13 protein-coding genes are annotated in these 12,735 nt (G+C 30.4%); all 13 read left to right on the plus strand.

The features are described from left to right. Positions 1–8: 8 nt before the first annotated feature. The 13 genes from ACI48Q_RS06685 to ACI48Q_RS06745 all read left to right on the plus strand — a co-directional run bounded on the left by ACI48Q_RS06685 (position 9) and on the right by ACI48Q_RS06745 (position 12,728). Positions 9–2,213, plus strand: a complete 2,205-nt coding sequence (locus tag ACI48Q_RS06685) for a stage V sporulation protein D (RefSeq protein ID WP_474918268.1) — start codon at positions 9–11, stop codon at positions 2,211–2,213. A gap of 109 nt (positions 2,214–2,322) precedes the next feature. After that, complete coding sequence (locus tag ACI48Q_RS06690; RefSeq protein ID WP_474918269.1) at positions 2,323–3,762, plus strand: UDP-N-acetylmuramoyl-L-alanyl-D-glutamate--2,6-diaminopimelate ligase; 1,440 nt, start codon at positions 2,323–2,325, stop codon at positions 3,760–3,762. Next, positions 3,763–5,136 carry a UDP-N-acetylmuramoyl-tripeptide--D-alanyl-D-alanine ligase gene (locus tag ACI48Q_RS06695; RefSeq protein WP_474918270.1) on the plus strand — a complete coding sequence of 458 codons (1,374 nt, stop codon included), beginning with the start codon at positions 3,763–3,765 and terminating at the stop codon, positions 5,134–5,136. 12 nt (positions 5,137–5,148) lie between these two features. Next, complete coding sequence (gene mraY / locus ACI48Q_RS06700; protein WP_474918271.1) at positions 5,149–6,108, plus strand: phospho-N-acetylmuramoyl-pentapeptide-transferase; 960 nt, start codon at positions 5,149–5,151, stop codon at positions 6,106–6,108. Between the two features lie 14 nt (positions 6,109–6,122). Then, on the plus strand, positions 6,123–7,235 hold the full coding sequence (gene spoVE / locus ACI48Q_RS06705; RefSeq protein ID WP_474918272.1) for a stage V sporulation protein E: 1,113 nt from the start codon (positions 6,123–6,125) through the stop codon (positions 7,233–7,235). A gap of 156 nt (positions 7,236–7,391) precedes the next feature. Continuing rightward, the gene (locus tag ACI48Q_RS06710; protein WP_474918273.1) at positions 7,392–8,195 is read left to right on the plus strand and encodes a cell division protein FtsQ/DivIB; all 804 of its coding nucleotides are present in this window, start codon (positions 7,392–7,394) and stop codon (positions 8,193–8,195) included. Positions 8,196–8,208: 13 nt separating this feature from the next. After that, on the plus strand, positions 8,209–8,922 hold the full coding sequence (locus ACI48Q_RS06715; RefSeq protein WP_474918274.1) for a DUF881 domain-containing protein: 714 nt from the start codon (positions 8,209–8,211) through the stop codon (positions 8,920–8,922). 10 nt (positions 8,923–8,932) lie between these two features. Next, a complete protein-coding gene (locus tag ACI48Q_RS06720; RefSeq protein WP_474918275.1) occupies positions 8,933–9,274 on the plus strand; it encodes a small basic family protein in 342 nt (113 codons plus the stop codon). A 14-nt stretch (positions 9,275–9,288) separates the two neighbouring features. Next, positions 9,289–10,005 (plus strand): DUF881 domain-containing protein, encoded by a 717-nt coding sequence (locus ACI48Q_RS06725; RefSeq protein ID WP_474918276.1) that lies wholly within the window; start codon positions 9,289–9,291, stop codon positions 10,003–10,005. Positions 10,006–10,138: 133 nt separating this feature from the next. Beyond that, on the plus strand, positions 10,139–10,801 hold the full coding sequence (locus ACI48Q_RS06730; RefSeq protein WP_474918277.1) for a YggS family pyridoxal phosphate-dependent enzyme: 663 nt from the start codon (positions 10,139–10,141) through the stop codon (positions 10,799–10,801). A gap of 15 nt (positions 10,802–10,816) precedes the next feature. Continuing rightward, positions 10,817–11,284: a cell division protein SepF gene (locus ACI48Q_RS06735; RefSeq protein WP_474918278.1), complete on the plus strand. Its 468-nt coding sequence runs from the start codon at positions 10,817–10,819 to the stop codon at positions 11,282–11,284. A gap of 55 nt (positions 11,285–11,339) precedes the next feature. Then, the gene (locus ACI48Q_RS06740) at positions 11,340–12,116 is read left to right on the plus strand and encodes a YlmH family RNA-binding protein (RefSeq protein WP_474918279.1); all 777 of its coding nucleotides are present in this window, start codon (positions 11,340–11,342) and stop codon (positions 12,114–12,116) included. A 15-nt stretch (positions 12,117–12,131) separates the two neighbouring features. Next, positions 12,132–12,728 carry a DivIVA domain-containing protein gene (locus ACI48Q_RS06745; protein ID WP_474918280.1) on the plus strand — a complete coding sequence of 199 codons (597 nt, stop codon included), beginning with the start codon at positions 12,132–12,134 and terminating at the stop codon, positions 12,726–12,728. Positions 12,729–12,735: the final 7 nt, after the last annotated feature.

Genomic DNA, 12,735 nt, shown 5'->3' on the forward strand with positions numbered 1-12,735 from the left:
TAATATAGGTGACAAAAAAAGATTTTAGAGATAAAGTAATGGTGAAAAATAGAATGCTGTTGACTATGATAGTTGTAGTTATAGTATTTATAGCATTAACCATAAGATTATCATATATAATGTTTTTTAAACAGGATAAATATAAAGCCTTGGCAACACAACAATGGACAAGTGATGTTAGAATCAACGCGAAACGGGGAAGATTATTAGATAGAAATGAAAAAGAACTAGCTATAAGTGCCAATGTATATAGGGTGGATTTAGATTTAAACACCCTAAGAAAAGATTTAGAAAAAAACGGACTTAATATGGAACAAGTAGCTAAATCTTTAAGTGAAATTGTAAAAATAGAAGAAAAAAAAGTTTATGATATATTAACAAGGCCCCTTCCAAATGGAAAACCAAGGGGTGCTGCGATACTAAAGAGAAGAATAGAAAAAGATGAGGCAGATGCAATTAAAGCATATACCCAACAAAATAATATGATGGGTATTGTAATATCTCCTGATACTAAACGATATTATCCTAATGGTAATTTTGCAGCTCATTTATTGGGACATACGAATTCAGATGGAGATGGACTCACTGGAGTTGAACTCTATTATAATAAGTACTTAGCTGGGATACCAGGAATCAAAATATCAGAAATAGATCAAAAGAGTGAAGGATTACCTTACAAAATTTCAGAGTTTACAGAGCCCATTAATGGAAGAGATGTAATTTTAACCTTGGATGAAGATATTCAGCATTTTGCAGATAAATTAGCTGAAGAAGCCTTAAAAGATAATGAAGCTAAGGCTGTTTCTATAATGGTAATGGATCCTAATACAGGAGAAATTTTAGCTATGGCTAATAAGCCAGATTATGATCCTAATAATCCTTGGCCAACGGGGGTTAGTGATAATGAAACACAAAAAATGTGGAGAAATAGAGTAGTTAGTGATGCCTATGAGCCAGGTTCTATATTTAAGGTTGTAACGGCTACAGCTGCCATAGATAAAGGAGTTTTAAAATCAGGAGAAACTTTTAACTGTGGTGGAGGATTAACTTTAGGTGGGAGAACTATCCATTGTTGGAAGAGAACTGGACATGGGCCATTGGATTTTCAAGGAATTATAAAGAATTCATGTAACGTTGGATTTATGACATTAGGTGAAAGACTAGGAAGAGAAGGTCTTAATGAATATATTTATAAATTTGGTTTTGGAGAGAAAACTGGTATTGATTTACCAGGGGAAGCTAAGGGTATTGTTAAAGCAACAGAGAAGATATCAGTAACAGATCTTGCTACAATTTCCTTTGGACAGAGTAATACCACTTCTGCGATTCAATATATGAGGGCTTTTAATGCAATAGCTAATGGAGGAAAATTAATAACTCCTCATGTAATGAAAGAAGTAGTTCATTATGATGCTGAAAATAATAGAGTTGTGGATGCAACCTATTCAAATTATAATGAAAAGAAAAACTTTAATGAGAAAACTATGGAAGAGATGAGAAATCACTTAGAAGCTACCGTAGTCAGTGGTGGTTCTTCAAAAGCTCGTATAGATGGTTATAAAATAGCAGGAAAAACAGGAACAGCTCAGAAAATTGACACAGTTAATGGAGGATATGCTCAAAGCAAATATATTTCATCTTTTGCAGGAATGGCTCCAGCAGATAATCCAAAGTATACTGTATTTATAAGCATAGATGAACCAAATCCGTCAATGTATTATGCAGGTCAAATAGCAGCTCCTGTAGGCAAGAAATTATTTAATGATATATTTAATTATTATGGAATAAAACCGCAAGGGTCTGAAGCACAGGTTGCTGAAAGTTTAAAAAATGATATAATTGTACCTGAAGTAAGAGGAGCAACCGTTAAGGATGCTCAAAAACTTTTAAAAGGAGCAAGTCTTGTATATACTGTGGAAGGTGACGGAGAGTATATTACAGAAATGACTCCAAAACCTGGATATACAGTTAAAGAAGGAAGTAGCATTATATTGCATACTTCAGCCATAAATGGTAATAATAGTAATGGTGTAGTGGTTATTCCTGATTTAAAAGGTTCAACTAAGGAGGCTACTGAAAAATTACTAAAAGAACTAGGACTTAAGGTAGAATTTATTGGAGAAGGTATTGTTACCGACCAAAGTGTATCTCCAGGAGTAGAAATTAAAAAAGGTACAACTATTACTTGTGATTTGGGAATTTTAACGGATTAGACAAAACTTAATAATATTATTAAAAAGCATAGTGAGCCGGTAGTTTACAGTTTTTTCTGTGCTACCGGATTTTATGTGTGTAGATAAATTATGTAAAGGAAGTGACAATATGGATATTAACGGTATTTTTTCAGGTATAGAATATACTATAGTTTTTGGTGATAATAAAGAGATTAATGGAATACAGTATGATAGTAGGAAAATAGAAGAAAATGATATTTTTTTCGCCATATCGGGATTTAAGGTGGATGGTCACGATTTTATTGAAAAAGCTATAGAAAAGGGAGCAAGAACTATAGTTATTGAAAACACTGTCCTATATAAGGAAGGTATTACATATGTAGTTGTAAAGGATACAAGAGTTGCCCTAGCAAAGGCTGCTAGCAATTATTATGGTAACCCTAGTAGTAAGATGAAAATTATTGGAATAACAGGAACCAACGGAAAGACTACTTCTGCCTTTATGATGAGATCTATTTTAAAGGAAGCTGGGTATAATGTAGGGGTAATAGGAACTATTGCAAATTATATTAATGATAAGCAGGTTAAAACAGATAAGACTACTCCAGAATCTTTAGAATTACACCAATTGTTTAACGAAATGATAAAAGAAAAAGTAGATTATTGTGTTATGGAGGTATCTTCACATTCATTAGAGCTTTGCAGGGTGTATGGCATAGAGTTTGAGGAAGGCATTTTTACAAACTTAACCCAAGATCATTTAGATTTCCATAAAACCTTTGAGAATTACTTTAATGCAAAAGCCAAATTATTTCAGCAGAGTAAGCATTCTATAATAAATATAGATGATTGTTATGGAAAAAAATTATTAGATATGATTCATAGTGAAACATGCACTTATTCTATAGATGAAGATAGTGATTTAAAGGGCAAAAATGTAAATTTAAAATCTAGTGGATTGGATTTTAAATTAGATTATGATAATGAAGATTATATAGTTTCATTATCCATACCAGGTAAATATAATGTATACAATGCGTTAGGATGTATTGGAGCATCATTAAATCAAAACATACCTATAAATACTATAATAAGAGGACTTGAAAAAGTATTAGTTCCTGGTAGATGCGAAAATGTCACTCCTAATTTAGGATTCCATGTTATATTAGACTATTCACACACACCAGATAGTTTAGAAAATATATTAAAAAATATGAGATTATTAACTAAGAGCAAATTAATTTGTGTCTTTGGATGCGGTGGAGATAGAGATAAAACAAAAAGACCTATTATGGGTAAAATAGGTACAGAATTAAGTGATATTGCCATAGTTACATCAGATAATCCAAGGACAGAGGATCCATATGCTATACTTAAAGACATAGAGTCAGGAATAGAAAAGCAGAATTATGAACTCATAGAAAATAGAAGAGAAGCTATTAAAAAAGCTATGAGTATAGCTAAGGCAGGAGATATTATAGTAGTCGCAGGCAAAGGACATGAAACCTATCAAGTATTGAAAGAAGGAACTATTCATTTTGATGAAAGAGAAGTTGTGGAAGAGCTAATAAAGGAGTTGGGACTTTAGATGAAGAATATGAATTTGAAAAAAATATTAGATGGTGTTCATGGGACATTATTAATAGAAGGAGAATGTAAAGTTTTCTCAGATATATGTATAGATAGCAGAAGGGTTAAAGATGGAGATGTTTTCTTTGCTATAAAGGGTGAAAATTTTGATGGACATCATTTTATATCGGCTGCTATAGAAGGTGGTGCTAAGGTTTGTGTAATACACCAGGAGATAGAGTTAGATAATAATTATAATAATGTGTCCATCATAAAGGTAAAAGATACTAGAGAGGCTCTTTTAGATTTAGCATCTTATTATAGGGATACTTTAAGTATTAAGGTTGTTGGTGTTACAGGCTCTACAGGGAAAACTTCTACTAAGGATTTAATTGCAGCAACTTTAAGCGAAAAATTTAAGGTTTTTAAAACACAAGGTAACTTTAACAATGATATAGGATTGCCACTTATGATTCTTAGCTTAGATAATAGCTATGATATAGCGGTACTAGAAATGGGAATGAATAATTTGGGAGAAATAGAGAGACTAGCTAAAGTTTCTAAACCTGATATAGCAGTTATAACTAATGTTGGAATATCCCATATTGAGAATTTAAAGACTAGGGAAAATATATTAAGTGCAAAGCTAGAAATTACTACTTTGTTTGATAATCATAATTTACTGATTGTAAATGGAGATAATGACATGCTTAAAAATATATCTTCCGAAAAGTATGAAATAGTTAAAATTGGTATTGAAAACAACTGTGAATTTAATGCCAATAATATTGAAACTAAGGAAGATGAAGTAAACTTTAACATTGTAGAAAATGGTATTAAAGTAGAAGAAAATATATTAGTTCCAGTACCAGGTAGGCACAATGTTTTAAATTCACTTTTGGCTATAGCTGTAGCTAGAAGTTTAGGATTGCAGTATAGTGAAATATCGAGAGGAATAAAAAAGCTTGAGGCTACATCTATGAGGTTAGATTTAGTGGAATGCCAGGGCTTCACAATTATTAATGATACTTATAATGCCAGTCCAGATTCAATGTTTGCAGCTCTAGATGTGTTAAAAAATCATAATAGAGGAAGAAAAATTGCAGTTTTAGGAACTATGAAGGAACTTGGAGATGAATCATGTAATGCTCATAAAGAGGTGGGTGAATATGCTAAACGCACTGGAGTTGATCTACTAATTACTATGGGAGAATATAATAATTCCTTTAGAGAAGGGTATGGATGTGAAAACCTAGTGACCTTTGATAATATGGATGAGTTAATAGAGAGGTTATCTTCTATGATAAAAAAAGATGATGTAATATTAGTTAAAGCTTCGAGAAGCATAAAATTTGAAAACATAGTAAAAGCAATACAAAAGAAAAGTATTTAAGGAGGGGAAAATATGGGTAAAGTGGTATATGCTGTTCTAATTGCATTTGTAGTAGCTTTTGCAATTGCACCTTTTATAATACCGGCACTTCATAAATTTAAATTTGGTCAGAATATTAGAGAGGATGGACCTCAAAGTCATAAGAAAAAACAAGGAACTCCAACTATGGGGGGAATAATATTTATAGTAGCAACCTGTATAACAATGCTACTTATGGTTAAAAATCCTAATGATGAGGCAATGATTGCACTTTATTCATTAATAGCCTTTGGAGCTATTGGATTTATAGATGATGTATTAAAAATAGTTAAGAGGAAGAATGAAGGACTAAAGAGTTATCAAAAGATGATTTTGCTATTATTAGCAGCAGGTTTTTTAGGATATTATGCATATAACAAGATAGGAACTACTATAATGATACCTTTCTTAGGTTCAAAGACCTTTGATTTAGGAATATTTTTTATACCATTTATAATTGTATATTTCACAGCTACCACTAATGCTGTAAATTTAACTGATGGACTAGATGGATTAGCTAGCTCTGTAACACTTTTAGTGATGACTTTCTTTGCTCTTGTAAGCTTTGGTATGGGATACTATACTCTATCAATCTTTTGTGGTATTTTAGCAGGGTCACTATTAGGGTTTTTAAAGTATAATTCATATCCAGCACAAGTATTTATGGGTGATACAGGATCTTTAGCATTGGGTGGTGCTATAGGGGCCATAGCTATGATACTAAAACTAGAATTAGTTATCCTTATTGTAGGCGGAATATACGTAATGGAAACTCTCTCTGTAATCATACAGGTTACTTACTTTAAATTGACAGGAAAAAGAATATTTAAGATGAGCCCTATTCATCATCATTTTGAGTTATGTGGATGGCATGAAAGTAAAATAGTGGCAGTTTTTTCAATCATCACAGTGGTATTATGTTTAATTGGATTCCTATCTATCATTAATATATAATAGGAGGATTTAAGATGAAAAAACCCAGAATAAAAGTGGGAAATGTTGACCTTATATTATTTGGTACCATTTTAATGCTTCTTACTGTTGGAGTGGTCATGGTATATAGTGCTAGTTCTTATTTTTCAGCTTTTAACTACGATGACCCAGAGTTCTACCTTTGGAAGCAATTACAATGGGCTGGATTAGGATTTGTAGTTATGCTTATTACCTTAAATATTGATTATCATAAATATAAAAGATACACACGAATTATAATTATATTTACATTTATTTCGCTATTAGCTGTATTTTTATTTCCTCCAGTAAAGGGAGCACAGAGGTGGATAAGGTTAGGAGGAGCTTCCTTTCAACCCTCGGAGTTAGCAAAGTATGTGGTAGTTCTATTTGTAGCCAAAAATATTGAGAAAAATATACACCATATTGGATCCTTTTTTAAAGGTATAGTTCCACAGTTGGCTTTTGCTGGATTTTTTGCAGGGCTTATACTGGCTGAAAAAAATTTAAGTATAGCAACTGTAACTATAACAGTTAGTTTAGTAATGCTTTTTGTAGCAGGCGTAAAAAAATCTCATATGGCATTTCTTTTGGGTGGAGTTGGAGTTTTAGGAATAATATTTATACTTATAGAGCCCTATAGAGTAGCTAGACTTATGAATTTCACAAATCCATGGCTTGATTCGCAAGGAGATGGATATCAACTAGTACAGTCTCTTTTGGCACTAGGTTCAGGAGGGTTAACAGGGGTAGGCATAGGTCAATCAAGACAAAAGTGTTTTTATATACCTGAGCCTCACAATGATTTTATATTTTCTGTTATAGGAGAGGAATTAGGATTTATAGGGTGTCTATTTATTATTATTCTATTTGTAATTTTCCTTTGGAGAGGAGTAATAACAGCTACTAAAGCTAAGGATATGTATGGAGCTTTATTAGCTACAGGCATTACTTCAGTGGTAATTATACAATGTTTAATAAATATTGCAGTAGTTACGGGGTCTATGCCAGTTACAGGAGTACCATTGCCTTTTATAAGTTCCGGAGGTAGTTCTTTAGTTATCAATATGGCTTTTATGGGTATACTGATGAATATAAGTAGGCAAAATAATAGTAAATATATTAATTAACAATGCACCCAAGATTTATGCAAATAAATCTTGGGTGCATTGCAATTATAAACAAGATGGCAAAAAATTATTTAATATTTAAATAAATTGTAATGAAATTAAAATACTTTAGTGGTATTATTGAATTGAGAATTTATCATTTATGGTGGTGGAATCATGGTAAAAACAAGCAAAAAAAAGAATTATGGGGAATATCTCATTAAAAATAAAGAGTCTATACTAAAGAAAAAAAGAAAAATAAAGAATATAAAAAGAGGAATAGTAATATTTGTAATATTTTCAGCTATACTTATTACGTTATGTTTTAATCTGGAAATGTTCAATATAAAAATTTTTGACGTAGTAGGTGCTGTGACCTTAGATGCCAATAGTATTAAAGAGAGTTCAAAGATACATTTAAATACTAATATATTTAAGGTTAAATTAAGTGAGGTAGAAAAGGAAATTAGAAAAAATCCATATATATTAGAGGTTGAAGCTAAGCGTAATTTGCCAGATAAGATAGTAATGAATATAAAAGAAAGAAAAGCTGCCTTTTATATTGAATATGGAGGAGCTTTTTATATTGTTGATAATAATGGAATAATACTTGAAAAGAGAGACAATGTAGATAATATAAACATAATAAAATTAGAAGGATTTAAGAATATTTCTATAGAACTTGGTAAAAAAATAGAAAATATTAATATGGATAAATTTTCGATATTATGTAATGTTTATAGCTATCTATACGATAATGAACTTATAAATAATTATAAATTTACTAAAATAGAGGTTAATGATTTTATAGATATTAAATTATTTACTGATAAATTTTATATTAAACTAGGAACTACAGATGATGTGCTAACAAAATTATCCAAAGCTTTTAGTATTTTAAAAGAGGAGAAATTCTCCAACTTAGAAGGATATATAGATGTTAGTTTTGACGGGAATCCAGTTGTTCATATGAATAAGTAGGAGGGATACATAGTTGAAAAAGATAATTGCTCAAATTTTTATGGGACTTATATTTTTATTATTTGGATTAATGATTACTACTCAATTGAATACTTTAAGCAAACAAAATACAAAACCAGAGAATGAATCAAGTCCGGAGATTCTATTAGAAAATGAACAGCTGAAAAAAGAAAGGGAAGAACTGCGAAAAAAAGTAAATGAATTAACAAAAAAGGCAGAGGAATATGAAAGTGCAGCAGCAGGAAAAACAGAAGAGAGTACAATAATTCTTCAAGAGTTGCAGGATACTAGATTGAGAGCAGGTCTTACCAATGTTAAAGGAGAAGGCATTGTTGTGTATATAGATCCAAAAGCAAATATTTTTGGTACTTCTATGGATGCATATCCAATAATAGATTTTGATTTACTAACGATAGTTAATGAATTATATGCAGGTGGAGCAGAAGCTATTTCTATAAATGGCATAAGGATTACCAGTAATTCAGGAATAAGAACTGCTGGAAATAGCATAATTATAGATAATCAAAGAATATCTCCAAAACAAAGAGTTACTATTGAAGCTATTGGAAAAAAGGAGATATTAGAAAATATAATTGATTTTCCAGGAACTGTTTCTGATAGTTTACGTAGGAATTGCGACGTAACTCGTGAAACAAAAGATAAAATTACTATAAAAAAATCTTCTAATCCAATTAAATATGAATTTGTAGAAGAAGTAAAAGAATAGGGGTGTTTAAATGGTTCCTTTAATTGGACTTATACTGGGAATAATATTAGGTATTGCTTGGAATATTAGTTTTCCGTTAAAGTTGTCCCCATATATATCGGTAGCTATATTTGCTTGTATAGATTCCGTATTTGGTGCTATTAGGGCAAGATTAAACAAAGATTTTAGGGTCGATATATTTGTTTCAGGCTTTTTTGGTAATGCAGTTTTAGCAGCAGGTATGGTATATCTCGGTGATAAACTAGGTATACCTGTATATATTGCAGCATTAGTAGTATTTGGACAGAGAATATTCACTAACTTTGCCGTAGTTAGGAGACTATTAACTGAAAGAATAAAAATTCATCATTAAAGAGGAGTTTATAAATGCGATTTAATGAAGTTAATTTTTTCATATTCATAGCATGTATTATCATAGGGCTTTTAATTACGATGAATGTAAATTTCGGAAAAGAAAGTACGTTTTTGGATATAGATCAATATCAAAAAGCCTATGATGAACGAACAAAACTTCAACTTGAGATTAGTGATCTAGAAGAAGAGTATAATAATTTAAATAAAAAAATAAATAAGTATGATAAAAAATCTAAAAATGAATATGAAGTTATGGGAGAAATCTTAAGTGAACTTGAAGAAAATAGAATGATGCTTGGTCTTAAACCAGTAATTGGAAATGGCATAAGAATTACATTAAATGATGCTTCAGAAGTGAGATTTGGTGGCGAATATACAAGTAAGATGTTAATTCACAATCAAGATATTGTAAAAGTCATCAATGATCTTAGAAATGCTGGAGCAGAGGCCATAGCTATTAATGGATATAGGGTTGTATATACATCAAATATAAGATGTGGAGGAGTTACCATGGATATTGATGGAATTAAATTGGTTGCACCTTTTTATATTACTGCATTAGGAAATGAGAATGTGATAAAAAATTATATAGATAAGCCGGAAAGTCAGATTAAGAAACTTCAGATTAGAAAATGTTATGTAAATATTGAAACTGTGATTAATGAAAAACTTCCTAGTTACAATGGAAATATTTTAACAAAATATCTTGAACCTGAAAATGAGGATTAAAAAATTAATAAAATTCAATTTTAAATAATAAAAAATCACAAAAAATGAAGGATTTCTGTGACTTAATGGAGAATAGAGTTAAAGTACAATGAAATGTAAAAAATAAATGACTTAAAAGTAAGGAGGAATTATTTTGTCTATTGGAGAGAATTTCTTAAGCTTACAAAATCAAATTCCACAGGGAGTAACATTAATAGCAGTATCAAAAACTAGAAATGAAGACGAAATAATGGATGTATATAATTGTGGAGGACGGGATTTTGGCGAAAATAAGGTTCAGGAATTCGCCCAAAAGCAAGAGCAATTGCCTAAGGATATTAGATGGCACTTTATAGGTCATCTTCAAAGAAATAAGGTTAAATATCTAGTTGGTAAAATTCATCTTATACACTCTTTAGATAGTTGTAAGCTTCTTGATGAAATTGAAAAACAATTTGGAAAAAGTGGAGATATAGCTAATGTTTTAGTTCAAATTAACATTGGACAAGAGGAAAGTAAAACTGGAGTAGACATTAAGGATTTAGATGAAATTTTAGAACGTTGTGAAAAATGTAACAATGTTAAAGTAAAAGGATTAATGGCTACAATTCCCATAGGGAATGAAGACAGTTGCAGATATTATTTCTCACAAATGAAAAAAATATTTAATGATTTGAAATGCCGAAATTATGCAAATATCTCTATGGATACATTATCTATAGGTATGAGTGGAGATTATAAAGTGGCAATTGAAGTTGGTGCCAATATGGTTAGAATTGGTGAGGGCGTTTTTGGAAAAAGAAATTATAATAAATAATGCAGGAGGAGTATTATGGAAAAAGGTTTTTTAAAAGGTATAGGAAGAATAATAGGAATAGAAGACGATGAATATGAAGATGAGGATGAACTAATTGAAGAAAAAGATAAAAGTGATGAAGAAGAATATGATGATGATATAGAAATTGAACCATTTGTTCCGAAGAAGCAAAATAAGATAGTTAATATTCATACTGCTTCTGCTGCTAAGGTAGTTATAAGTAAACCTTCAAACTATGATGAAGGTACCATAATTGTAGATAATCTTAAAAATAAAAGAATTGTCATTGTGAATATAAATGGAGTGGAACAAAAAGTAGGACAAAAAATATTAGATTTTTTAATAGGGGCTATATATGCTTTAGAAGGCGGTCTTCAACAAGTTGAAAAAGGTGTGTTTATAATAACTCCATCTACTGTCGAAGTTACAAATGAACTTAAAAATGAATTAACTAATAAGGGAATATTCAATTGGTCTAAATAAATATTGAACTTTGTTAAAGGACTTATAAATAAAAATATTATAAGATAGGTAGAATATGGACAAGAAAGCTTTTCTAAATCATTTTAAGGAGTATGATAATAATTATGTGGCAGGTCTTTATGAGGATATAAAGCTTTGTAAGGCAATCCATACTCCTATAACTACAAAGGAATTTATAACTCCAGATATTTACTCAAAGCTTCTTTTATTAAAAAAAGAGTTAGGGGTCAATATTGATTCTAATGGGATTTTTGAAGAGTGTGAAAGAAGGATACTTGCTTTCACTACTGATAAATATGAATTTATAGCATATGATGTAAAAATTATTAGAATCAAGAATAAGTCAAAATTCAAAAAGTTAGCACATAAGGATTATTTAGGGGCTTTAATGTCTTTAGGAATCAGACGAAATGTCCTTGGCGATTTAATTGTTGAGGAAGATATGTGTTATGTTCCTGTAGTTGGAGATATTTCAGAGTACATATTAAATAATTTAACAACTATAGGAAAATGTCCTTGTGAAATAGAAATTTTAAGTGAAGATTATGGACATATACCTAGTCCTAAGTTTAAAGAGAGTACTATCATATGCACATCATTGAGGATTGATAGTATTGTTTCAGCAGTATGTAATATATCGCGGATTAAAGCTAGCAATATGATTAGCGGAGGACTAGTATTAGTAAATTATAATGTGTATACCCAAAAGGATAAGGTTGTAGATATTATGGATACTATGACGATAAAGGGATATGGGAAATATAAAATACATTGTATTTTGGGTGAGACTGTAAAAGGACGTATTAGACTATTAGTTAGGAAATATATTTAATTAGGGGTGAATGTTATGAAAGTAACTTCAATGGATATAATAAACAAAGAATTTAAAAAAAGTATGCGTGGTTATAGTGTTGATGAAGTTGATGAGTTTTTAGAAAAAATTGCAGAGGATTATGAAGTAGTTTATAAAGAAAACACTATATTAAAAGAAAAATTAGATGTATTTCAAGATAAATTAGATCATTACTCAAAAATAGAGAGCACTATACAAAGCACTCTTCTATTAGCTCAAAATGCTGCAGATCAAGCTAAGCAAAGTGCGCAAACTGAAGCAGAACTTATAGTTAAAAATGCTAATGAAAGTGCTAAAAAAATCTTAGACAAGGCTCATAGTGACGTTTTAAATATAAGTGATGAGTTTGATAAGACGAAACAAGAATTTGCCAAATTTAGAAGTAAATTTAGAAATTTTATTGTTAGTCAAATGGAAATGTTTGAAGCTTTAGAGAAGGATTTTGATAAAAACTATAATATATCTTCAGTAGTAGAGGAGAAGTCTAATTCCAATATAGCAAGGAAGGTTACTAGTGCAAAAGAGATTGAATCTTTTGATTATAATACAGCAGAACTTGAAGAAATAAAAAGTTTCTTCGTTGAAAATTAAAGCTTTT

It is taken from the genome of Clostridium sp. LXY-7 (assembly GCF_056172015.1).